This is a genomic window from Candidatus Avedoeria danica, assembly GCA_016703025.1.
GTDB classification, from domain to species: Bacteria; Chloroflexota; Anaerolineae; order Epilineales; family Epilineaceae; genus Avedoeria; species Avedoeria danica.
Window position 1 is genome coordinate 1,811,493 of record JADJCV010000004.1, and the last position, 22,948, is coordinate 1,834,440.

General features: G+C 70.3%; 18 protein-coding genes. 10 read left to right on the top strand and 8 right to left on the bottom strand.

Translation table 11 applies throughout. The features are described from left to right. Nucleotides 1–6 precede the first annotated feature (6 nt). The 3 genes from IPG72_10630 to IPG72_10640 form a co-directional block, all read right to left on the bottom strand. A complete protein-coding gene (locus tag IPG72_10630) occupies nt 7–723 on the bottom strand; it encodes a hypothetical protein (protein MBK6769437.1) in 717 nt (238 codons plus the stop codon). Nucleotides 724–998: 275 nt separating this feature from the next. Further along, entirely contained in the window at nt 999–1,895 is an 897-nt protein-coding gene (locus IPG72_10635) for a hypothetical protein (GenBank protein MBK6769438.1), read from the bottom strand. Between the two features lie 196 nt (nt 1,896–2,091). Further along, nucleotides 2,092–5,022, bottom strand: a complete 2,931-nt coding sequence (locus IPG72_10640) for a hypothetical protein (GenBank protein MBK6769439.1) — start codon at nt 5,020–5,022, stop codon at nt 2,092–2,094. A gap of 235 nt (nt 5,023–5,257) precedes the next feature. Between IPG72_10640 and IPG72_10645 the strand changes: the two genes are divergently transcribed. Next, on the top strand, nt 5,258–7,756 hold the full coding sequence (locus tag IPG72_10645) for an AAA family ATPase (GenBank protein ID MBK6769440.1): 2,499 nt from the start codon (nt 5,258–5,260) through the stop codon (nt 7,754–7,756). A gap of 350 nt (nt 7,757–8,106) precedes the next feature. Here IPG72_10645 and IPG72_10650 read toward each other — a convergent pair whose 3' ends face one another. Further along, nucleotides 8,107–9,210: a hypothetical protein gene (locus IPG72_10650; protein MBK6769441.1), complete on the bottom strand. Its 1,104-nt coding sequence runs from the start codon at nt 9,208–9,210 to the stop codon at nt 8,107–8,109. Between the two features lie 28 nt (nt 9,211–9,238). Next, nucleotides 9,239–9,841 (bottom strand): hypothetical protein, encoded by a 603-nt coding sequence (locus tag IPG72_10655; protein ID MBK6769442.1) that lies wholly within the window; start codon nt 9,839–9,841, stop codon nt 9,239–9,241. 141 nt (nt 9,842–9,982) lie between these two features. Here IPG72_10655 and IPG72_10660 point away from each other — a divergent pair, with 141 nt between their 5' ends. Then, nucleotides 9,983–10,762, top strand: coding sequence for a hypothetical protein (locus tag IPG72_10660; protein MBK6769443.1), 780 nt, complete (start codon nt 9,983–9,985; stop codon nt 10,760–10,762). Between the two features lie 42 nt (nt 10,763–10,804). Here IPG72_10660 and IPG72_10665 read toward each other — a convergent pair whose 3' ends face one another. The 3 genes from IPG72_10665 to IPG72_10675 all read right to left on the bottom strand — a co-directional run bounded on the left by IPG72_10665 (nt 10,805) and on the right by IPG72_10675 (nt 13,893). Beyond that, nucleotides 10,805–11,455: a response regulator transcription factor gene (locus tag IPG72_10665; GenBank protein ID MBK6769444.1), complete on the bottom strand. Its 651-nt coding sequence runs from the start codon at nt 11,453–11,455 to the stop codon at nt 10,805–10,807. Between the two features lie 106 nt (nt 11,456–11,561). Next, complete coding sequence (locus IPG72_10670; GenBank protein MBK6769445.1) at nt 11,562–12,722, bottom strand: hypothetical protein; 1,161 nt, start codon at nt 12,720–12,722, stop codon at nt 11,562–11,564. A gap of 7 nt (nt 12,723–12,729) precedes the next feature. Further along, nucleotides 12,730–13,893, bottom strand: a complete 1,164-nt coding sequence (locus IPG72_10675; protein MBK6769446.1) for a DUF2270 domain-containing protein — start codon at nt 13,891–13,893, stop codon at nt 12,730–12,732. A gap of 222 nt (nt 13,894–14,115) precedes the next feature. Here IPG72_10675 and IPG72_10680 point away from each other — a divergent pair, with 222 nt between their 5' ends. The 8 genes from IPG72_10680 to IPG72_10715 all read left to right on the top strand — a co-directional run bounded on the left by IPG72_10680 (nt 14,116) and on the right by IPG72_10715 (nt 22,934). Continuing rightward, the gene (locus IPG72_10680; GenBank protein MBK6769447.1) at nt 14,116–15,933 is read left to right on the top strand and encodes an SLC13 family permease; all 1,818 of its coding nucleotides are present in this window, start codon (nt 14,116–14,118) and stop codon (nt 15,931–15,933) included. A 95-nt stretch (nt 15,934–16,028) separates the two neighbouring features. Beyond that, nucleotides 16,029–17,546 carry a carboxypeptidase M32 gene (locus tag IPG72_10685; GenBank protein MBK6769448.1) on the top strand — a complete coding sequence of 506 codons (1,518 nt, stop codon included), beginning with the start codon at nt 16,029–16,031 and terminating at the stop codon, nt 17,544–17,546. Between the two features lie 224 nt (nt 17,547–17,770). Then, entirely contained in the window at nt 17,771–19,186 is a 1,416-nt protein-coding gene (coxB, locus tag IPG72_10690) for a cytochrome c oxidase subunit II (GenBank protein ID MBK6769449.1), read from the top strand. Further along, nucleotides 19,183–20,841 (top strand): cytochrome c oxidase subunit I, encoded by a 1,659-nt coding sequence (ctaD, locus tag IPG72_10695; GenBank protein ID MBK6769450.1) that lies wholly within the window; start codon nt 19,183–19,185, stop codon nt 20,839–20,841. The genes coxB and ctaD overlap by 4 nt, the downstream gene beginning before the upstream one ends. Further along, nucleotides 20,841–21,080 carry a hypothetical protein gene (locus IPG72_10700; protein ID MBK6769451.1) on the top strand — a complete coding sequence of 80 codons (240 nt, stop codon included), beginning with the start codon at nt 20,841–20,843 and terminating at the stop codon, nt 21,078–21,080. Before ctaD ends, IPG72_10700 begins: the two co-directional genes overlap by 1 nt. Further along, nucleotides 21,061–21,711 carry a heme-copper oxidase subunit III gene (locus IPG72_10705; protein ID MBK6769452.1) on the top strand — a complete coding sequence of 217 codons (651 nt, stop codon included), beginning with the start codon at nt 21,061–21,063 and terminating at the stop codon, nt 21,709–21,711. Before IPG72_10700 ends, IPG72_10705 begins: the two co-directional genes overlap by 20 nt. A gap of 90 nt (nt 21,712–21,801) precedes the next feature. Continuing rightward, entirely contained in the window at nt 21,802–22,476 is a 675-nt protein-coding gene (locus IPG72_10710) for a heme-copper oxidase subunit III (protein MBK6769453.1), read from the top strand. Between the two features lie 56 nt (nt 22,477–22,532). Then, nucleotides 22,533–22,934, top strand: coding sequence for a cytochrome C oxidase subunit IV family protein (locus tag IPG72_10715; GenBank protein MBK6769454.1), 402 nt, complete (start codon nt 22,533–22,535; stop codon nt 22,932–22,934). Nucleotides 22,935–22,948: the final 14 nt, after the last annotated feature.

Genomic DNA, 22,948 nt, shown 5'->3' on the forward strand with positions numbered 1-22,948 from the left:
GGGCGATCAGCGCTGCTTGAGCGCCGACATACCAGCCCACACCACGATTGCCAACAACACGATGACGCCAAGGCCGCTCCCGAGGAGCAGGAGCTGGCTCGGCTCGCCCGCCCGCGGCGCGGCGGCATCGTTGCCGCCGGCGGGCGGATTGACCACGGGCGCCGCCGGATTGACGCCACCCGAGTTCGCGTCGACCGGCACGTTCTGGACGTTGCTCGCCGGGATCACCTCGGCATTGCCGACGAGGAGCGTCAGGCCGTCGGCCGGGCTCTCCCGTCCGTCGACCTCGACGTAGGCGTTCACGAGGTACTCGGCATCCGCGAGGGGTTCCTCGAAGGTGAACTCGACCGAGTTCGTGCCCGGCACCGAGAGCTCCGCCTCCTGCATGCCAGCGATGACCCCTTGCGGCGCGATGACCTTGATCACGGCGCGCCGGGCGGCCGTGCCGTCGTACTCGAACCACACCTTGAACTGCTTCGTGCCGGCGGGCGCCTTGAAGAGCTTCTCGCCGGCCGGTGCCGGCTGCTCCCAGACCGTCTGGCCGGTGTCGTCGCCGATGCGGATGTTGCCGACGGTGGCGCGCCCGGACTGCGCAAAGACGGGCACGACGAGCGTGCCGGCAGCGACGGCGGCGCACAACAGCGCGCCGATGCGGCCAAGCCACACACGCAGGAAGGCGCCTTGGTCCGCACGCAGGTCGGCACGATGGCGGTGGATGCTCATGCGTTTCTCCTCGCGCCGGCGCTGGCGCGCGGCGCATGATCTGACGATGTCGAGATGGACGTCGCCGAGCGCCCAGTGTCGGGGCACGGCGTAAGCCTTGGCTGAAGCCCGGGTAAGCGCCGCCTGAGCGGACGGTGGCCCAGGCATGGCGCGCCGCAGCGGCCATCGTCCCTACGGTGCGACCGAGGGCAAGGGATGGCGATCATATCACCCGGCGACTCTGACGCCAAAAGCCGGACACGGTGGCGCGCCCGCCCTGCCGCGCTGGCTTACGCTCAGCGCTGGCGGAGGATTGCGCCCTTGCTCACGACCGGCAGGTGGATGCGGGCCGGCCCCCACACCCAGAACTCCGCGGTGACGGCGATATCGCCCGCCACCTCCACCTGGACCACAAAGGTGTCCGTCGCGTGGTGCCCGGTCGCCGGGAGCGGCAGATCGCGCTGCTGAGCCGCCTGCGCGCTCAGGTCCGTCGACGCCAGCACGACCTCGCCGAGCAACGTATCCACCTGCGCCGCCCGACGCTGCTTGCCGGCGACATCGTCCGGCGGCAGCTCGATCGCCCGCGCGAGGATGAGGATCGCGTCACGCAGCGACCCGTCGATTTCGGCGACCGCGGCGGCAGGCGCCGGCGGGAGATCGATGCCGCCCAGCAGCTCCGCCGTCCACACCAGCCGCAGGACGGCCGCCTCCGCCGACCGGAGGTACTCCTGCACGCCGACGCTGCGCTCCGCGGCCTGCTTCGCGCTCTGCTTGGCATCGCGCGCATCGGCGCTCAAGCCGCCTGTGAGCACGCCGTACACCGCCGTACCTTCGATGTCGATCGTCGCGGTGCCGTCGCCGCTGTAGCGCGCACCGTGGCTGAACGCCGTCACGCCGCCGCGGCCCTTCACGACGACCCGGATCTCCTGGTCGGCCGCTTGCTCGTACGCAAAGCGGGCGTACACATGGCGCGTGCCTTCGTCGAAGAGGGCGGCCTCAGCCGTGGCGGTGGACGTCGGAACCGGCGGCGGGCCCGCGTCGGGCCGGGCGGCCACATAGAGGGACGTCACGCGCACGGCGGTGGTGTCCGCCTCGGCCGGCCGCCCGCCGGTGATCGCGGCGAGGGCGGCGATGCCGAGTGCGGCAGGGCACGCGCGGCGCAGCAGGCGGCCGGCAAGGGTCGGTCCGGTCATCGGGATCCTCCGTCTGGGGTCGCGTGGCGGGCAGGTCGGACAAGACACACGCCGGGGCGGAGCGCGTCGAGCGTTCGAGAGTCCGGTGATGGTAGTGCGTGCGGCACGGCGCAAGCAAGGTCGGTGACGCCGCGGTTTCGATCACGGGCACGGCAGCCGCAGATCGCCGTTACGGGGTCGGCCTCACGGACAGCCTCTAACGCAGTCGGGGCGGACGCCGGACGGTGAATGCGCGCACGACGAGCGGCAAGTAGACCCGCGGCCCGTGCTCGGGCGAGAGCCCGAACAGGACGGTCGTCGTCGTCCCGTCCGTGACGAAGGCGCCCTGTTCGGCCGGGCCGGTGACCACCCAGCCGGAGGGCGGCGCGACGCTCACGAAGAAGACGCCGGTCGGGAGGGTCGCACAGACAGGACGGTCCTCGCGGCTGCGGAGCTGCCGGTAGGTCGTGTGGCGGTCCGTCAGCACGTCGATGAGGACGTCGCTCTGCGCCGCCTCACCGGCGTCGCGGAAGCCGTCGCGGTTGCGGTCGTCGAACACGTCGACGCAGACCGTTCCTTGCGGGCCGTTCACGGTGGGTTCGGGCGTCGGCGAGAGGGTCGGGGCGCGCGTCGGCGGGAGCGTCGGGCCGCGGGTGGGCGTGGCGGTCGGACGCGGCGGGCTCGGCGTCGCGCTGGGCGTCGTCGGCGCGCGGGCGCCGAAGGCGAACGTCACGGACGCTTCGGCCATCGGTGCGCTGAAGTCGTATGCCCGCGCTCCGGAGGCCACGAGGTTGCGCGGCAGCTCGACGAGCTCGAGGCGGTAGGCGCCGTCCGCGAGGCCGCTCCAGCAATGATCGGGATCGTTCGAGCCGTCCGTCGTCCACGTGATGAAGACGCCCGAGAGCTGGTGCGTCAGCCGAAGCGTTGCCCCGGCCAGGAACCGCTCGCCGGCGTCGCGCCGGCCGTCGCCGTTGCGGTCGTCGAAGGCGATGATGCACGCCTGGCGGCCGGTAAACGTGGCGGGATCGCGCGTCGGGGTCGGCGGCCCGCTTGGCGTGTGGGTGGCCGTCACGCCGGGCGGCGTCGGCGTGGCGGAAGGGGTGCGCGGATCGACGGTCGGGCCGTCGGTCGGCGGCGGGACGGTCGGTTCGGGCGGTCGGGTCGGAGTGGCGCTCGGCGTCGCACTGGGCGTTTGGGCGAGGGCGGTCAGGGCGAGCCACGTGGCCGTGGCGCCCGGCCCTGCCGACGCCGTGACGGCCGGCGCCGCGGTCATCGTCGCAATCCAGGCCGAGGTAGCGGTCGCGGCGGCAGCCGTCAGGGTCGGTCCGGCGATGACCGTCGCGGCGACCTCGGTGCGGAACGCCGCGATCGTGGCCGTGGCGCCGGCGACGGCGGTGGCGGTCTGGGCGATCGGCGGGACCGTGGCCGACGGCGTCGGGGACACGGACGGCGTCGGCGACAGCGTCGGCACGGCCGAGACCGTCGCGATCGATGTGGACGGCGCTGTGGCGGTGATCGACGGCGTGGCGCTCGAGCCGCCGCCCGTCGTCGGCGACGTCGGCGGCGTCGGCGACGCGGTCGGGACAGGGGTCAGCGTGGCGGCGAGGCCGATCGCGTAGCTGACGACGAGCGCCGGGCCGCTGGCGGGATCCGGCGGGGAGGGCTCGCGGTTGTAGACGTCGACGCCGGAGTGCCACGCCGCCAGGTTGTTCTCGTCGGGCAGCGGACCGTCGACCCGGAACGAGGCGCGGCCCGTCCCGTCGACGCGCGCCTCGAGGAGCGGCAGCTGCGCCGGCGCGAACCCGAACGCGTTCTTCCGCCCGGGCAGGAGGTCGGTCTCCTCGAGCGAGAGCCCGATCTGGGCCGCGATGGCCGCCGTGCTGACGGTCGTGAACGTGGCATCGCGCCAGCCCGCATCGATCTGCTCGTTCAGCAGGGCGAGCTTCCACTCGCCGGTCTTCAGGAACTCGTTCGTCTGGCCGATGAGCTCGACGCGCGCGCCAAGGATGTTCGCCTCGGGCGGGATCTCGGACAGATCGAACTGGATCATCCCGTAGTGCGGGTTGTCGCCGCGGCCCCACATGCCGGCGTAGATCGAGGCGTAACCCAGGTGGTTCTTCCGGTCGCGCTGCGCCGAGACCTTGGGCACGTAACCGACGTCGGCGGGCGCGGGCCGGAGCGTGATCGTGTCGAACGACTGGGCGGGCGGCGGCGTCGGCGTCACCGTCGGCGGCGGGCCGGCGTACGTCGGCAGCGGCGTCGGGGTGACGGTGGCGTTGCCCGCCAGCCACTGGGCGGCGTCGGTGTACTCCGTCTTGCAGTCGCGCGGGCAATACTTCACGGTCACCGTCGCGCGGTCGACGACCTTGATGATCCCTTGCGCCTGGTTCGATTCCTGCGTCGAGAACCGCAGCGGCTGGACCGCCCGGAACAGCGGGAACGATGCGGCGTCCTCGACGAGCTCGACGAGGATGCCGACCGGATCGGCGTCGCTGACGACGCGAACGGTGATCCGGTCCTTCTTGGAGGCGTCGAGGTTCGCCGCCGGGTCGCGCGCCGTGATGTCCGCCTGCGCCGCAGCGCCGTAATAAACGTCGGCGTCGAAGGCGACGTAGAGGCCGACGTACCACTCGATTCCGGCGCCGATGCCCGAGAACGGACCCTCGGGCCAAACCGCCGACGTGTAGTACGGGCTGCCGCCGGGCGGAATGCCGTTCTTCTTCTCGAACGTGATCGTCTCACAGCCCACACCACTGTACACGATGCCGTCGGGGTGGTTGACGAACTGCCGGCCGCCGCCCGAGTCCTTGACGAACACGCGGACGAGGTCCTCGAACGAGTGGCAGTAGATGATGTGGACGGTGTCCGTGCCCGCCGGGAACTCGGTGACGCCGGGGCCCTGCATGCAGTGGTTGTCGTCCAGCTGGGCCTGGTAGGTCTCGTCGCACATGTGGAGGTGCCAGGCCGGCGTGATGACCGGGGTCGTGCAGTACGGCGGGCAGGCCTGCGCGGCGGCGCGCGGCGGCACGGCCGTGGACACGACGTCCAGCACGAACAGCAGCGCCGACACCGCAATGCACAGGCCGAGCGGCCCGAGGCGGCGTGCGGCGCTCCGCAGGGGGGCGGAGGGCTGCGGGAAGGTTGCCATGGCTCGCGGGTTGAGACGTGCAGGACGGCGCCGGCGTTACGGTCAGCCGATGGACGGATCGGGTGAGGGATCGGGGGAGGGATCGGGGAGGGATCGGGTGAGGGATCGGGTGAGGGATCGGGCAAATGATCTATCGCGTCTCTGATACGGCGCGGCGACGTCTTCATTGGCGGGCCGTCTGGCCGCCGCTTATACTTGCGGCCAGTGCGATCAAGTGAGGAGACGCCCGAACATGATGCCATTTGACCGGTTCACCGAGCGCGCGCAGGACGTGATCGCCCGATCACAGGAGATCCTGATGCGCTACAACCACAACCAGATGGACACCGAGCACGTCTTCCTGGCGCTCCTCGAACAGCCGGACGGGCTGGCGAACGAGATCTTCGAGGAAGTGCTCGGCGTGAACACCGAGCTGTTGGCGATGCAGCTCGACGAGTACCTCACGAACAACCGCAAGCTTCACATCCCGGGCCGCACCGGCTCGGGCAATCAGATCTATGTCACGCCCCGCATCCAGCGCATCGGCCAGGTGGCGATGAGCGAGGCGCAGTCGCTGACGGACGAGTACATCTCGACCGAGCACATCCTGCTGGCGATCGCCTCCGAGGAGCGCGGCCACGCGGCGCGGCTGCTCAGCGAAGCAGGCGTCGACAAAGAAGACATCCGGATGGCGATCGAGGAGGTGCGCGGCGGCCAGAAGGTCACCGACCCGCGCGCCGAGACGCGCTACCGCGTGCTGGCGAAGTACGGCCGCGACCTGACCGACCTGGCGCGCGCCGGCAAGCTCGACCCCGTCGTCGGGCGGCAGGAGGAGACGCTGCGGATGATGCGCGTCCTCATGCGCCGCACGAAGAACAACCCCGTCCTGATCGGCGAGCCCGGCGTCGGCAAGACCGCGATCGTCGAGGGCTTGGCGCAGATGATCGCCGACGGCGAGGTACCCGAGATCCTCATCGACAAGCGCGTCGTCGAACTCGACCTTGGCGCGATGGTGGCGGGCAGCAAGTTCCGCGGCGAGTTCGAGGAGCGTCTGAAGGCGGTGATGGACGAGATCCGCAACGCCGAGGGCAAGGTGATCGTCTTCATCGACGAGATCCACAACGTCGTCGGCGCCGGCGCCGCGCAGGGCGCGATGGACGCGTCCAACCTGATGAAGCCCGCCCTTTCGCGCGGCGAGCTGCAGTGCATCGGCGCGACGACGCACGACGAGTACCGCCAGCACATCGAGAAGGACCGCGCCCTCGAGCGCCGGTTCGCCCCGATCTGGGTCGAGCAGCCGTCCGTGGACGACGCGGTGCGGATGCTCAAGGGACTGCGGCCGCGCTACGAGGCGCACCACCAGGTGAAGATCACGGACGAGGCCGTCACGGCCGCGGCCGAACTCTCGGAGCGCTACGTCACGTCCCGCAGCCTGCCCGACAAGGCGATCGACCTGATGGACGAGGCGGCGGCCAAGCTGAAGATCGCGATGTACAGCATGCCGCCGAAGCTGCGCAAGGACGCCGCCCAGCTGGCCACGCTGGCCGCCGAGGAGGAGGAGGCGTGGCAGGGGCGCAACTACGAGCGCGCGGCCCGGGTCAAGAGCCAGCGGATGCAGCTCGAGAAGAAGCACATCGCCGAGGTCGAGGCCTGGCGCAAGGAGAACGGGCTGGACGACACCGTCGATGAGGAGGACATCGCCGACGTCATCAAGAGCTGGACGGGTATCCCGGTGAACCGGATGCTGGCCAAGGAGGCCGACCGCCTGCTCAAGATGGAGGCGCACCTCCACGAGCGTGTGATGGGCCAGGACGCGGCGATCAACGCCGTGGCGGACGCGATCCGCCGCAGCCGCAGCGGGCTCAAGGATCCGCGGCGGCCGATCGGGAGCTTCATCTTCCTCGGCTCGTCCGGCGTCGGCAAGACCGAGCTGGCCAAGGCGCTGGCCGAGTTCCTGTTCGACAGCGCCGACTCGCTGCTCCGGATCGACATGACGGAGTACCGCGAGCGGCACACCGTGAGCCGCCTCATCGGCGCACCGCCCGGCTACGTCGGCTACGACGAGGGCGGACAGCTGACGGAGGCCGTGCGGCGCCGGCCGTACCGGGTGGTCCTGTTCGACGAGATCGAGAAGGCCCACCCTGAGGTCTGGAACATCCTCCTGCAGGTTCTGGACGACGGCCGGCTGACGGACGGCCACGGCAACGTCGTGGACTTCCGCAACACGGTCATCATCATGACCTCCAACCTCGGCACCGAGTTCTCGATGCGCGGCGGGACGATGGGCTTCGGCAATGTCGAGGCGATCGAGGGCGACAGCCGCTTCGCCGACGACGTGCAGGCGGCACTCAAGCGGGCGTTCCGGCCGGAGTTCATCAACCGCATCGACGAGATCATCGTCTTCCACAAGCTGCGCCCGGAGCACATCGAGCGGATCGTCGGCCTGCAGGTCGATCGCGTGGCCAAGCGCGTGGCCGAGAAGGGCCTGCACCTCAAGCTGTCCGACGAAGCCCGCGCCTGGTTGGCCAAGGAAGGCTACGACCCCGGCTTCGGCGCGCGGCCGCTGCAGCGCCTGATCCAGCGCCAGATCGAAGCCCCGCTGTCCAAGCAGTTCATCGGCGGCGAGTTCGAGTTCGGCGACTCCGTCCTCGTCGTCGTCGACGCCGAGGGCAAGGGCCTGGCGTTCGAGCGCAAGGAAGCCGAGCCGATCCCGCTGGAGCACGTGCTGCCGACCGAGGCGACCGAGGCGACCTAGTACCCCGCCACTGGACATGCCTGGGGTGCCCGACAGCGTACGGAGGCCGGAGATTCTGCAGTGGCAGGGCACTAGTACTCCACCACTGAACATGCTCGTGGCGGCCACCAGAGTAGGGAACCCCTAGAATCCACAGTGGTGGAGTACTCGGAGCACTTGGCGCGCAGTTTGCGGCGGTGGTCCTGCACGTACGCCAGGGAATCGATCACAGTACGATCGATCACGGTACGCATGTGGAGTTGGTGCAAGATCACAGTGATCTTGGGTCAACTCCACGTGCCGTTTCTAGGGCGACATCCCACCGCGGTCTGCGTCGATATGCTGCGGGCTCACCGAATCGCCTACCGCCCCTACCGCCTCTCCCGCCCCTCCTCGACCACCTCGTGCTCGATGTCCACCCCCCCGCGCCGTCGCCCCCGCAGCCCGCGCGCGATCCGCGGCCCGGTGGGCTCGGGCGCGCGGCCGAGGAGGTAGCCGAGGCCGGTGACGACGGCGGCGCCGGCGACGACGGCGAGCCAGGCGAGGAGCGGCGTGCTGTCGCCCCCGCCCAGTCCGCCGAGCGCCGCGGTGAGGCGGTTCACCACGTCGCGCGCCATTCCCGCGACCGCGCCTCCGCCGGTGCCGCCGCCGCCCATCTCCGAGGCCGGCGCGGACGCAGCGACGAGGCTGTCGGACTGGGCGGTGACGCCGTCCGCCGTCGCTTCGGGCGGTCCGTCGTTGACGATCACGTTGACCGGGGCGTCGAGAACGACGTCGTGCTCCACCCCATCGGCCGTGGTCACGGACGATGCGCCGGCGTTCAGCGTCAGCTCGGCGCTGCCGGCGGTCAGGGCCGCGAACGTGACGGTGGCGATGTTGGGGGTACCGGTGGACAGCTGGGAAGGGTCGGTGGCGGTCAGCACCAAGGAAAGGCGCAGGCGGCCCGGCTCGAGGCGGTGCTTGAAGTCCGCTTGCGCGCCGCTCATGGTCAGCAACGGGTCGACGGTGATCGCGGTCACCGCCACGCGGTCGGCGTCGAAGTGGAGGTCGAGCGCAACGCGCTGCACGGGCGCATCCGGCGACTGCAGCGCGACCGACACCGCTCGACCGCCCTCGGCCGCCAACATGAGCATCGTCGGCGAGAGCATGACGCGAACGGCGGCCGCGTCGCCGGCCGGGGCCTCTTCCGTGGCCGCATCCCCGGCGGCGCCGGCCTGCCCCGTGAACGGGGCTCCGAGGCCGGATGTCGGGTCGGTCGTCGGCACTCCGAACGGCATGCCGCCGAACGCGGGCGTCGGGACGCCGTACGGCGCCCCGCCGACGCCGAGGCCGTTCGGCGCCCCATCGCCGGACGGCGGCGGGTAGCTGCTGCCGGGCAGGTTCAGCGGCGCCTGGGCATCCGCCGTCGCGCGCGTGCCGACGGCGACGAGCACCGCCAGGCACACCACTGCGAACAGGAACGGCCGCCCGGCCACCCGTCGCTCGTCGGACGAAGGCGCCGGCCTAACGGGATCGGATCGCATACGGCAGGTAGATGTGCGGCTGCGGCACCGGCGTCGGCTCGATGATCGCGAACTCGGCGGCCTCGAGATCGGCTGCGATCGGCTCGTTGGCGGTGTTCGTCAGGAGGAGCTGCCGGAGGACGACGACCGCCTGACCGGGTGCGATCGCCCGGAAGCGGAGCGTGGCCAGGTCGCCGTTGCCGCCGACACCGGGGACCGACGAGCCCGGCGGCTGCGGCAGCGTGTACACCAGGAAGTCGATCGAGTGGTCCGTCACGCGCGGCGGGATCGTCTCGATCTGACGGCCCGTCGTGCCGAGCCAGTCCGTCGGCTCGACGGCCTCGAGCTCGACGAGCGCCTCGTCCCAGTCGATGCCGGCCTGGTAGCCGGCCAAGTCGGTCACCCCGCTCACGCCGAGCGTCAGCGTGACCCAGCCGCCCGGGGCGATGCTCTGCTCCGACGGGGTCAGCCGTGCCGTCGCACCCTGCGCCGTTGCCGCCGGCACGACGTGCAGCAGCAGGGCGAGCGCCACGCCAACGACACCGAGGCACGCGGCGTGCGCGGCCCGGTTCGAAGCGGAAGAGGCGGGGGTCTGTGGCTCCATCGGCGCCGGCGATTGTAGTGGGGCGGCGGAGACAGGGGCAAGCGCCGATCGGGTGGCTCGCCGTCGCGCCGCTTCGTCGTCGCCCTTCGGTGCGCTATGCTCCGGCGCGCTGCGCGACACCCCCAGCCGGAGAATCGCCCGATGCGGATCCTCTTCACCCTGATCACCACCGCGGCCGTGGCGGCGCTCGCGGCGTCGACGGCGGGCTGCAACGCCGGCGGCGCGGACGGAGACGGTGCGCACGACGTCGGCACCACGGTCGGCGACCGGTCGACGGCGGGCGTGCCGGCGGATGCGATCGGCGGCGCACCCGGCATCGTCGATGACGGCGGATCTCCTTCCGCTGCGCAGCCGGAGGCGGCGGCTGCGGTGAACGACTTCGCGGCAGCCGAGGGCATCGAGCCGGGGTCGGTGACGGTGGTGGAGGTCAAGCCGGTCACGTGGCCCGACAGCGCACTCGGCTGTCCGTCGCCCGGCGAGATGTACACGCAGGCGCTCGTGCCGGGCTACGAGGTCCGGCTCAGCGCCGGCAACAAGACGGGGGTCTACCACACGAACCGCGGCAAGAGCGGTGCGATCGCCATCCGTCGCTGCGGTGCGGCGACGATCGCGTCAAGCGACGATCCCGTCGTGCTCACCCGGATCCGCGCGGACCTCGCCGGCCGGATCGCACCGGGCACCCCCGTGGTTCTCGAGCGCAGCGGGCCGGTGGCGGCGACGACCCTCGTCTGCCCGGGCACGCCGGATGCGCCGGCCGATCCGAGCGCACCGACGCTGCAGTTGGCCGTGTCGGAAGCGCTGTTCCGCGTCGGGTCGGATCGACATGCCTACCGGGTGTGGAATGGGCAGTTCATCTACTGCGGGATCGCGCCGCCCGCCGAACCGGTCGGCGCCGGAACGCCGACGGTGGCGACGTCGTAGGACCGGCCGTGGAATCCCCACCGCCGGCGGCAAGCGGCCGGATCATCCGTCGAGGTCGATCAGCCCGCGCCGGATCGCCACGCGCACGAGATCGACGAGGTTGTGGACGTCGAGCTTGGCCATGAGCTGCGTGCGGTGGCGTTCGACGGTCTTGATGCTGATCGCGAGCGCATCCGCGATCGCGCGGTTCGTGTGCCCGTGGCCGATCAGGCGCAGCACCTCCTGCTCCCGCTGCGTGAGCGTCGCCGGGACGGTTTCCGCCGCGGCGCCGGCGGCCGGGTACGGCGCGGTCAGGAGCGCGGCCGAGACCGCCGGGCTGAGGTAGGTTCCGCCGCGGCGGGCGGCGCGGATCGCCAGGAGCAGTTCGTCCGTGACGGAGTCCTTGAGCACGTAACCACGCGCCCCGTTGGCCAGCGCGCGGCGGGCCAGCGCCTCCTCCGCGTGCATCGTCAGGACGACGACGGCGGTCGGGATGCCCAGCGCCGTGACCTGGGCCGCGGCCTCGAGACCGGACAACCCGGGCATGCTGATGTCCGTCACGAGGACGTCGGGGGACAGCGCCTTGACCATGGCCAGCGCCGACGCACCGTCACCGGCCTCGCCCACGACCTCGATGTCGTCCGACTTGTCGAGCAGCGCGTGGATGCCCTCGCGTACCAGCCGATGGTCGTCGGCGATCACGACCCGGATCATCCGCTCACCTCTTCCGTGATTGACCGTCCGCTCATCGATCCGCTCATCGAAACGGACTGTCCGGTCATCGAAGCACCGTCCGCACATCGAAACGGGATAGGCGGCTTCACGTGGAGCCGCCTTCCGCCCGATCCGGCGCCACCGGCGCCTTCGGCGGGCCGAAGGGCAGCGTTGCCACCAGCCGTGCGCCGGCGGCGGCGCGGCTGTCGATCGTGAGGTCGCCGCCGAGGAGCTCGAGCCGCTCGCGCATCCCGACCAACCCGAGACCGTCGCCGGTCCGCTCGCCGCGCGCGTCGGGCGCAAACCCGACGCCGTCGTCCGCGACGGTCACGTGGACGAGGTCATGCTCATGGCCGAACGTCACCAGGACGTTGGCGGCCTGGGCGTGGCGAGCGACGTTCGTCAGCGCTTCCTGGACGAAGCGGTAGAGGCTGATGCTGGCCGCGTCCTGCAGCGGCACGCGGTCGGCGGCCGGCGCGGCGCGGAACTCGATCCGCAGGCCCGTCCGCTGGGCGAACGTCCGGCAGTGGTCTTCGATCGTGGCCACGACGCCGAGCGCATCCATCGCCGGCGGCCGGAGCCCGTGGGCCAGCGCACGGAGCGACTCGCGCGTGGAGTCGACGAGTCCGATCACGTCGTCGATCTCGCGCGCGACGCGGGTCAGGCGCGCCGGCAAGTCGTCACGAATCAGCTGAAGGCTGATCTTGAGCGCGGTGAGCGCCTGCCCGGCCTCGTCGTGCAGCTCCCGGCTGACCCGGTGCCGCTCCTCCTCCTGGGCCATCACGACCTGGCGGGCCAGCGTCTGGATGGCCGCCTCGGCCCGGCGGCGAGCGGTGACGTCGTGGGCATAGACGCGCACGACCATTCGCTCGCCTTCCTGGGTGCGCGTGATCTGCTGTTCGAAGATCGCCGAGCCCGTGTCGACCTCGCGCCAGACCTTGTCCGTGGCGCCGCGCTCGAGCTGTGCGATGACGTCATCGATGCCGGCGAGGAACGGGTGCCGCTTGCCGCGATCGCCCAGCTCGGGCAACAGCGCGCCGGCCACCGGGTTGCAGTACGTCACGCGGCCGTCGCGGTCCGTTTCGATGACCAGGTTGGGGTTCTGCTCCGGGAACGTCGCCAGCCGCTCGAGCTTCGCGCGTTCGTGGGCATGCGTGGCCGCCGCCTCCTCGAGCGCGGCCAGTCGCTCGAGGAGCGCGCCGACGTCGACTTCGGCGCCGTCGTCGGCACCGCTCGGCGCCCCCATCGCCCTCTGTTCTGCGTTCATCCGTGCATTATGGCGCATCGCTGCCCGGGCGCCGATACCCGGCGGTCGACTCGGTCCCGAGCGGCACGAAGCCCTCGCCGAGCACCTGGGCCACCGGCATGACGATGACGAACGCCTTCGGATCGGCCGCCTCGACACACGTGCGCAGCTGTGCGACCTCGGTCACGGTCAACGCGCACAGGAGCACCGAGCGGTCGGCGCCCGAGTACATGCCGGTGGCCGCCATGCCCGTCACGCCGCGGTGCATCTCGGTCATGATCCGCTGGCTGACCTCGGTCGCCCGGTCCGTGATGATCAGCGTCGTCAGCTCGGCGCGGCGGCGGCTGGGGCGGTACCACGCGCCCCGGTCGCTCATCGGCCCGGTCAGCTTGGACGATCCGCCGCCCTGGCCGCCCTTGCGCGCCGCGGTGCGCGCCCGGCCGAGCAACTGGCGCTCGACGAACCGCGGCAGCACCTCGCCGGCCGAGTCCTGCAGCTGGACCGTCCACAACCCAACCGCCCCGACGACGACGTAGAACGCCACGCCGAGGGCAATGACGACCTCGCCCGCCAGCGGTCCGAGCCGGGCGTTCCCGACGAACATGGTCCACGTCGTCGCCGGCTCGGGATGGAGCGAGACGCTCACGGCCCAGGCCATGGCCAGCAGGACGTAGATCAGCATGTAGTTGCGCCGGAAGCGGCGGCCGATCGCCTCCCAGTTCGAGATCGGGAACGACGGGTGGAGGAGGTTCTCCGCCAAGCTCTCGGCCCAATCGGGGGCCGGCCGAAACGGCGGGACGAGCATCGCCGCGAAGAAGTCCGTCTCGAGGAGCCGGACGCGGTACGCCCACATCTCGTAGTACCGGTAGCGGCGGGCCTCGATGAGCAGAAAGATCGTGATGAGCACGGTGTTCAAGATGATCACGCCGTGGTCCTGCGGGCCGCGCGAGCTGAACGCGAACGAGATCGCGGCACCGGTGGCGATCACGGCCCAGTTCGTCGTCGTGTCGAGCCGCGTGCGCCACGTGTTCGATCGCTGCACCTCGGCGCGGAAGAAATGGACCATGGCCGTGTTGAACTCGGCCGAGCGCATCTCGTAGCCGCGGTACGTCCAGACGGCGTTCTCGGACGTCCGGCGGGCCGCAGCCTCCGGTGTGTCCGGCGTCGGATCGGACGGTTCGTCTGTCGCCATTCTCGGAACGTTCCCCCCTCGCACGCGGCACCGATGGGCACCGTCGCCGGTCCGCACGCGCGACGGTAGCGTAAGGCGGGCGGTGGGGCAACCCCTCCGACGGACATCTCCAGGGCGCCCGCCGCGTCTGCGGAAACGCACAGCTTCCCCCAATCCGCCCCGAGCCGCTACGATGCCTCCATCCACTGCCATCCGCTCGCCGTCCCAACTGCGAGAACCCCCTTGCCCACCCCCGCCGTGCTCGCCGTCGCGATCATCGCCGTCGCCATCGCCGTGATGCTCACCTCCCGCGCCCGACCGGACGTCGTCGGTCTGACCGCGGCGCTTGCGCTCGGCGTCGTCGGCGTGCTCACGGCGGACGAGGTGTTCGCCGGGTTCAGCCGATCGTCCGTGGTCACGATCATGGCGGTCTTCGTCATGGCGGACGGGTTGCGGCGGGCCGGCGTGACGGACGCGCTGGCGGCGCTCCTCCTCCGGTTCGGCGGCCGCCGCGAGCCCCGCCTCGTGGCGACGCTCATGCTCACAGGCGCAACGCTGAGCCTGTTCATGAACAACATCGCCGCCGCGAGCGTCGTGCTGCCGATCGTGCCGAGCGCGGCGCGGCGGACGGGCGTCCGGCCGTCCCGCCTGCTCATGCCGCTGGCCTTCGGCACGACGCTCGGCGGGATGGCGACGCTCCTGACGACGACGAACATCGTCGTCAGCGGTGCGCTGCGCGACCGCGGGCTCGCCGCGTTCGGGCTGCTGGACTTCGCGCCCGTCGGCGGCGTGCTGGCGTTGTGCGGCATCGCCTACATGACGCTCTTCGGACGCCACCGCCTGCCGGCGCATGACCTCGGCGGACCGGACGGTCCGGACGCGCAGGCGCTGCTTGAGCTGTACGGCATCCCGGAGCGGCTCCTCCGGCTGCGCGTGCCGGAGGGCACGTTCCTGCACGGGCGCACGCTGACCGAGAGCACGATCCGCGAGCGCTTCGACGCCCATGTCGTCGCCGTCGAGCGCGACGGCGACGTGACGCACGCTCCGTCGCCGGACTTCGTCCTGCGCACGGGCGACGTGCTCGTCGTGCAGGGACGCCTCGAGGACCTCGTGGCCCGCGACGTCGCGCCGTACTTCGAGGTGCTGCCGGTGGGCGGATGGGCCAAGGGCGCGCTGGCCGAAGGCGACGCCGTCGTGCTCGAGGCGGTCCTCGCGCCGCGGTCGGCGCTGATCGGTCAGACGCTCCGCACCGCCCACTTCCGCGCCAAGTACGGCTTCAACACGCTCTCGATCTGGCGCCGCGGCGCCCCGCTGGCCGCCGGGCTGGCGGATCAGTCGCTCCGCTTCGGCGACGCGCTGCTGCTGCGCGGACCCGCCGCGAACATCGCCGCGCTGCGCACCGAGCCCGGCCTCATCCTGCTGGCCGAGCCCGACGTGCTGGCCGCCGAGCCGCCGCTCGTGGCGTGGCGCGGCCGGCTTGCCCTGGCGGTGTTCGTCGGCACGATCGTCCTCGCCGCCCTCAACGTCCGTCCGGTCTCGGAGGTCATGTTCGCCGGCGCGCTGCTCATGGTCATGCTCGGCACGCTCTCGATGGACCAGGCGTACCAGGCGATCGAGTGGAAGACGGTGTTCGTGGTGGCGGGGATGCTGCCGCTCGGGATCGCGCTGACCAAGACCGGCGCGGCGACGGCGGCGGCCGATGCCGTCGTCGGCGCGCTCGGCGCGCTCGGGCCGCGGGCGGTGCTCGGCGGCCTCGTGGTCGTCACCGTCCTCCTGGCGCAGGTCATGCACGGTGCGGCGGTGGCGACGATCATGGCCCCGATCGCGCTGGATGCCGCCGCGGTCGTGCATGCCGACCCGCGGGCGATGGCCCTCGGCGTCGCGATCGCCACCTCGATGGCGTTCATCACACCGCTCGGCCACCCCGTCAACCTGCTCGTCATGAGCGCCGGCGGCTACCGCGGCCGCGACTTCGCCGTCGTCGGCGCGCCGCTGGTGGCGCTGCTCGTGCCGTTGCTGCTTGTCCTGTTGCCGTGGTGGATGCCGTTGATCGGTCCGTGAATCCAGCAGGCCGTGAGTCAGGCCGTCCGCGAATCGTGTAGAATCGCCCGCCCGCCCCCATCCCATCGCCGCCCGAAAGGCCACCGCCCGTGTCCATCGAAGCCGACCTCGCCGAACTCAAGGCCCGGCTGCAGGAGATCGACGACCTGCAGAGCACGAACTCGGTTTTGGGCTGGGACCAAGCGGTCTACATGCCGCCGGGCGGCGCGGCGGCCCGCGGCCGGCAATCGGCGCTGCTGAGCCGGCTGTCGCACGAGCGCATGACGGACCCGGCGGTCGGCCGGCTGCTCGACGCGCTCACCGCGTGGGCCGCGGGACTGGATCCGGACAGCGACGAGGCGTCGCTCATCCGCGTCACGCGCCGGGACCACGACCGCGCGACGCGCGTGCCTTCCGCGTTCGTCCAGCGCGTGAGCGCCCATCTGGCGGCGAGCTACCACGCCTGGGAACGCGCACGGCCGGCGAACGACTTTGCGAGCGTGCGGCCGTTCCTCGAGACGACGGTGGCGCTCAGCCGCGAGTACGCGGGCTACTACGAGGGCTTCAACCCGGCCTACACGCACCCGTTCGACGCGCTGATCGATCTGGCCGAGGAAGGGATGACGGTGGCCAGCGTGCGGGCGCTGTTCGACGAGCTGCGAGCCGGCCTCGTGCCGCTGCTCGCGCAGATCCGCACCCGGCCCGAGATCGACGACGGCTGTTTGAAGGGCGACTTCCCCGAGGACGCGCAGCGGACGTTCGGCGAGACCGTCATCCGGGCATACGGCTACGACTTCACGCGCGGCCGCCAGGACAAGACCGCTCACCCGTTCATGACCAAGCTCGGCCTAGGCGACGTCCGGATCACGACGCGGTTCAAGTCGGACGATCTGTCCGAGGGGCTGTTCTCGACGCTGCACGAGGCCGGACATGCGATGTACGAGCAGGGCGTCGCCGACGAACTCGACGGCACGCCCCTCTTCAGCGGCGCGACGTCGGGCGTCCACGAGAGCCAGTCGCGGCTCTGGGAGAACCTCGTCGGCCGGAGCCGGCCGTTCTGGCGGCACTACTACGGTGCGCTGCAGTCCGCCTTCCCGGCGCAGCTGATGGGTGTCGACGACGAGACGTTCTATCGCGCGATCAACCGGGTTTCGCCGTCCCTCATCCGCACGGATGCCGACGAAGTGACCTACAACCTCCACATCATGCTGCGGTTCGATCTCGAGCTGGCGCTGCTGGATGGGTCGTTGGCCGTCGCCGACCTCCCCGAGGCATGGCGGGAGCGGATGCGCTCCGACCTCGGCGTCGTTCCAGCGGACGACTCCGACGGGGCGCTGCAGGACGTCCACTGGTTCGGCGGCCTGGTCGGCGGCGCGTTCCAGAGCTACACGCTCGGGAACATCATGAGCGCGCAGTTCTTTGCGGCGGCACGGCGTGACCTGCCCGACCTCGACGGGTCGATCGCTGCCGGCTCGTTCGGCGAACTCAGAAGCTGGCTGACGGCGCACGTCTACCGGCACGGCCGGAAGTTCACGGCGCCGGAGATCGTGACGCGCGCGTGCGGCCAGCCGATGTCGATCGCGCCGTACATGGCCTACCTGCACGCCAAGTACGGGGCGCTGTACGGTCTTTGACGGCCGGGGCGCCGTTCGGACCGGAATCGGACGTGCCTCGACGCCGATTCGGGCCTCCAGCGGGGTGCCGTTGGTTGACCGTTGCTCCCCGCCAACCTTAGAATCCCCCGCCGCACACGGGGGCCTGGCCCGATGCCCACACGGGTGCCGCGCCAAGCCGCCCCGTGCGCAGAGGCCCGATGTGCGGCCTTCCGCTTCTCTCAAGACGTCGAATGGGAAACGCGATGCCCAGCAACAGCCCGACCCGTGACAGCTCGACCGGTGGCGGCCCGTCCGGCCACCACGCACCGGACACCGGTCGGACCACCAGCCGGATCGTCATGGTCGCGCTCGGCGCAGCGCTGCTCGTCGGCCTGGCGCTCGTCGGTCTGCTGGCCTTCGCCGCCACGCCATCGAGCGCTCTCTACGGGACGGCGCGAACACCGTCGCTGTCCCGGACGGCGTCGGACGTGGCGGCCGATCTGAGCACGCTCTACAACCGGGTCACGTGGATCGCCGTCGTGATCTTCGTCCTCGTTCAAAGCGCGATCCTGTACGCCGCGCTTGGCTTCCGCCGCAAGTCGGACAACGATCCCGAGCCGGTCCAAACGCACGGGAACAACACGCTCGAGGTGATCTGGACGGTGGTCCCGTCGCTGATCGTCCTCGGGCTGGCGTTCCTGAGCTACCGCGAGATGCGCGCAGAGTACGTGACCGAGGTGCCCGACGACCTCGTCATCACCGCCACCGGCTACAGGTGGTATTGGGCCTTCGACTACGCCGACAAGACGCTCGGCGGGCCATCGGCGCCGTTGACGCTGACGACCTCCACCGAGCTTGTGATCCCGGTCAATCGTCCGGTCAAGGTCCTCATCGACAGCCAGGACGTCATCCACAGCTTCTGGGTGCCGCAGCTGGCGGGCAAGCGCGACGCGGTGCCCGGTGCGCGCGACGGCGGGTACGGGATGAACTCGGTGTGGTTCGAGGCCGACACGCCCGGCCGCTACGAGGGTCAGTGTGCCGAGCTGTGCGGGACGTGGCACTCCGGGATGCGGTTCTCGGTCGTCGCGCTGCCGGAGGCGGAGTACGCGGCGTGGGCCCGCGCGATGGCCGAGGTGCCGAAGGCGCCGACGGATGCGGCCTCGCCCGCGTACGCCGGTTACACATACGCCAAGGCGGTGTGCAGCGCCTGCCACATGCTCGACCTCGTCGGGCCGGGCGGCGGACACGTCACGGAGACGCTGCAGGCCGGGAGCTCGTCCACGCGCGGCCCGAACCTGACCCGCGTCGCATCCCGCAGCCACTTCGCCGGCGGCATGTTCGAGACGACCGACGAGAACCTGCACAGCTGGCTGGCGGACCCGCAGGCGCTCAAGCCCGGGACGCTGATGAGCATCAACGTCGCCGATGAGAAGACCGCCGCCGACGTCATCGCGTTCCTGAAGAGCCTCGCGATCGACGAGGCGGTGCTGGCGCCGGTTCGCGCCGCCGGCCCGCAGAACGTGCCGAACGACCTCGACGGGCTCGGCGAGATCGGTGGCGGCGCGGCGGATGAGCACGGCGGCGACGGCGAGCACCAAGACGAAGGTGACGGCGAGCACGACGCCCGTGCACCACGGGACGACACGCACCTGGCAAGCACGTTGGAGAGAACACGATGACGACGATCAGCGGGGACGTGGCCGTCCTGCGCAAGCCGGGCGTGTGGGACAAGGGCATCGCCTCGTGGCTCGCGACGGTCGACCACAAGCGGATCGGCCTGATGTACATCGTGACGTCCGGCATCTTCTTCGTCGCCGGCGCCTACCTGGCGCTGCTCGTGCGCCTCGAGCTCGCGCTGCCCGGGCGACAGCTCATCGGCCCGGACACGTACAACCAGGCGTTCACGATGCACGCCACGACGATGATCTTCCTCTTCGTCATCCCGATGTGGGTCGGCATCGGCAACTACCTTGTGCCGCTGATGATCGGCGCGATCGACATGGCTTTTCCGCGCCTCAACGCGCTCTCGTATTGGGTCTTCCTGTTCGGCGCGCTGTTCATGTACTCCAGCTTCCTCGTCGGCACGCCGGCGGCCGCGGGCTGGACGAGCTACCCGCCGCTGACGAACAACGTCTACTCGCCCGGCGTCGGCGTCGACTTCTGGATCGCCGGCGTCCTGATCGTCGGCACGGCGTCGATGCTCGGTGCGGTGAACTTCCTGGTGACGATCTGGAATCTTCGCGCACCCGGCATGACGTGGATGCGCATGCCGATGTTCGCATGGGCCCAGTTCGTCACGTCCCAGCTCGTGCTCTTCGCGACGCCGATGCTGACCGGCGGCCTGATCCTGCTGTTGTTCGATCGGACGCTCGGCACGCACTTCTTCACCGCCGACGGCTACCCGGTCCTCTTCCAGCACATCTTCTGGTTCTACTCCCACCCGGCGGTCTACATCATGATCCTGCCGGCCTTCGGCGTCGTCTCGGAGATCCTGCCGGTCTTCAGCCGCAAGCCGCTCTTCGGATACAAGGCGCTCGTGTTCGCCACCGCCGGCATCGGCATCCTCGGCTTCCTGGTCTGGGCGCACCACATGTTCACCGTCGGCCTCAACCCGAACGCCCAGCTGGTGTTCATGACCGCCACGATGTTCATCGCCGTCCCGACCGGCGTGAAGTTCTTCAACTGGATCTTCACGATGTGGGGTGGTTCGGTCCGTCTGGCCACGCCGATGCTGTTCACGGTGGCCTTCCTGAGCATGTTCCTCATCGGCGGCATCTCCGGCGTCTACCTGGGCAACGTCCCGATCGACTGGCAGCTGCACGACACGTACTACGTCGTCGGCCACCTGCACTACGTCCTGTTCGGCGGCTCGGTGTTCGGGATGGCAGCCGCGTTCTACTACTGGTGGCCCAAGCTGTTCGGCAAGATGCTCGACGAGGGCATCGGCAAGGTGCACTTCTGGTTGCAGCTCATCGGCTTCAACTTGACGTTCTTCCCGATGCACATTCTGGGCGTCCGCGGTATGCCGCGCCGGATCTACGACTACGCCCCTGACCGCGGCTGGGTGTTCTGGAACTTCGTCGAGACCATCGGCACGCTGGTCCTCGGCGTCGCCTTCCTCGTCTTCCTCTACAACGTCTGGATCACGCGCAAGCGCAACGTCCCGGCACCGTCCGACCCGTGGGACGGCTACACGCTCGAATGGGCCACGACATCGCCGCCGCCGGCCCACAACTTCGACCGCCTCCCGCCCATCCTCAGCGAGCGTCCGCTGCGCGACCTGCGCTTGGCGCGAGCTGCGCGCGCAGCCGCACCGCAGTCTGGAGAACGATGATGGATGACTTCGAGGGCGAGGAACTGCATGTCCATCTGCCGCCGCCGACGCCGTGGCCGCTCGTGTTCGGCCTCGGCATCGCGCTGATGATGGCCGGCTTGGTCGTGTTCGCCCGCGAGCCGAAAGAGCTGGGCGAGTTGGCCTTCCCGTTGTTCGGGGCCTTCATCTTCTTCTTCGCGCTGGTCATGATGCTGCGCGACGACGTCAAGGCGAGCAGGCATGGCGACCCGCATCACTAGCCCCGGCCCGCTCGGCCACCTGCCGCGGCGGCCCGTACCGCCGCCCGGCCTCGAGCCCGAGGCGCTGGCGGAGGCGTACCGCGCCGCCGGCCCGCGCAACCGGCGGCTGGCGATGCGCTTGGCGATCGTGGCCGAGGCGCTGTTCTTTGCCGGGCTGATCGCGGCGGTGTGGCAGATCCGACGCGACGCGACGGTGTGGCCGCCCGCCGGTGCGCCGCTGCCGGATCGAACGCTGCTCCTGACCAACACGGCGGTCCTCCTGGCTTCGGCCGTCACGGCCTGGCTTGGCCTGCGCTCGTTCGAGCGCGGCCGTGCCCGCGCCGGCTTGGCATGGACGGGCGCGACGACCGCGCTCGGCGTCGGGTTCCTGTACGGCCAATGGCGCGAGTTCGTCCACATGGGCGGCTGGCAGGCCGGCGAGGATCTCTTCTCGCCGTTGTTCAACATCCTGTCCGGCTTCCACGCCGCGCACGTCTTCGCCGGCCTCGTGCTGCTGCTCGTGACGCTCGCGTTCGGGTTCGGCGGCCGGATCACCGCCGGCGACCACCTCGTCGCCCGACTGAGCGCCTGGTTCTGGTGGCTCGTCGCCGCCGTTTGGCTGGTGCTGCTCTTGTCCTTGTTGTCGTTCTGAGCCGAGGATGTCGCCGCCTGCGGTCGGCTTCGCGGTCGCGGTTCGAATCGTCCACGACGTTCTCGTCATCCTTCCGGGAGGGTCTTGCCCATGAGCGCTCATGTCGATGCCCCGGCACTGGCCGCACCAGCGGCCACCGCCACCGGGCTGCCATCGCGCAAGCTGGCCGTCTGGCTGTTCCTGGGCAGCGAGATCCTGTTCTTCTCCGCCCTGATCTTCAGCTACATCGTCCTGCGCATGACGTCGCCGCTGCCGACGGCCGCCGACCCGAATCCGGTGGGCATGTGGCCAACGCCTCATGAGATCCAGCATATCCTCAACATCCCGCTAACCGCGCTGAACACGTTCCTTCTCATCGTCTCGAGCGTGAGCGTCGTGATGGGGCTGGATGCGATCCAAAAGGGCAACAAGAAGGCGCTGACGCGCTGGCTGGGCGTCACGCTCGTGCTCGGGATCACCTTCCTGTCCATCCAGGGATACGAGTACTTCAAGCTGCACGAACACCATCTGTGGTTCAACAGCATCCCGCAGGAGCTGAGCGACAAGGGCCGCAACGTCCTGATGGGGACGACGTTCTACGCGATGACCGGCTTCCACGGAATGCACGTCTTCGCGGGCGTCGTCATGCTCCTCATCTTCTTCGTGAAGTCGGCCCTCGGCCTGTACACCCAGCAGGATCACGAGGGCATCGAGCTGTTCGGCCTCTATTGGCACTTCGTCGACCTCGTCTGGATCATCCTCTTCACGATCGTCTACCTGCTGTAGCCGTCGAACTGCTGTAGCCGTCGAAGTGTAGCCATCGCATCCCCCGGAGTACGCACGTGTCCGAGCAAGCCACCGCCGCGGAGTCCCACACCGCCGAACTGAACGCCGTCGCCCATCACGGCCCGACGGTCAAAGCCTACTGGATCGTCTTCGTGCTCCTGGCCGTGCTGACGCTCGTCGAGATTCAGATACCGACGATGATCGACGCAGGCGACCGGGCGCGGCCGAGCGGCTTGCTCGTCATCGGGCTCATGGTCACGGCCCTCATCAAGGCCGGTCTCGTAGCGGCGTTCTACATGCATCTGAAGTACGACAGCCGCACCTACACCTATATGATGATCGTCGCCACGATCGTCATCATGTTCTTCCTTTGGCTGCTGACCTGGGGCACGGTCGGACCGTTGGACTTCGATCTGTTCAGCAGCGGGATGGCGGCGATCGCCTCCCGCTCGGCGTAACCCGCCCGCGATGC

Coding starts and splice junctions, on each gene's coding strand:
- IPG72_10630 (MBK6769437.1), bottom strand. CDS start 723: ATGAGCATCCACCGCCATCGTGCCGACCTGCGTGCGGACCAAGGCGCC.
- IPG72_10705 (MBK6769452.1), top strand. CDS start 21,061: ATGGCGACCCGCATCACTAGCCCCGGCCCGCTCGGCCACCTGCCGCGG.
- IPG72_10645 (MBK6769440.1), top strand. CDS start 5,258: ATGCCATTTGACCGGTTCACCGAGCGCGCGCAGGACGTGATCGCCCGA.
- IPG72_10635 (MBK6769438.1), bottom strand. CDS start 1,895: ATGACCGGACCGACCCTTGCCGGCCGCCTGCTGCGCCGCGCGTGCCCT.
- IPG72_10655 (MBK6769442.1), bottom strand. CDS start 9,841: ATGGAGCCACAGACCCCCGCCTCTTCCGCTTCGAACCGGGCCGCGCAC.
- IPG72_10670 (MBK6769445.1), bottom strand. CDS start 12,722: ATGAACGCAGAACAGAGGGCGATGGGGGCGCCGAGCGGTGCCGACGAC.
- IPG72_10640 (MBK6769439.1), bottom strand. CDS start 5,022: ATGGCAACCTTCCCGCAGCCCTCCGCCCCCCTGCGGAGCGCCGCACGC.
- IPG72_10665 (MBK6769444.1), bottom strand. CDS start 11,455: ATGATCCGGGTCGTGATCGCCGACGACCATCGGCTGGTACGCGAGGGC.
- IPG72_10675 (MBK6769446.1), bottom strand. CDS start 13,893: ATGGCGACAGACGAACCGTCCGATCCGACGCCGGACACACCGGAGGCT.
- IPG72_10700 (MBK6769451.1), top strand. CDS start 20,841: ATGGATGACTTCGAGGGCGAGGAACTGCATGTCCATCTGCCGCCGCCG.
- coxB (MBK6769449.1), top strand. CDS start 17,771: ATGCCCAGCAACAGCCCGACCCGTGACAGCTCGACCGGTGGCGGCCCG.
- IPG72_10660 (MBK6769443.1), top strand. CDS start 9,983: ATGCGGATCCTCTTCACCCTGATCACCACCGCGGCCGTGGCGGCGCTC.
- IPG72_10710 (MBK6769453.1), top strand. CDS start 21,802: ATGAGCGCTCATGTCGATGCCCCGGCACTGGCCGCACCAGCGGCCACC.
- ctaD (MBK6769450.1), top strand. CDS start 19,183: ATGACGACGATCAGCGGGGACGTGGCCGTCCTGCGCAAGCCGGGCGTG.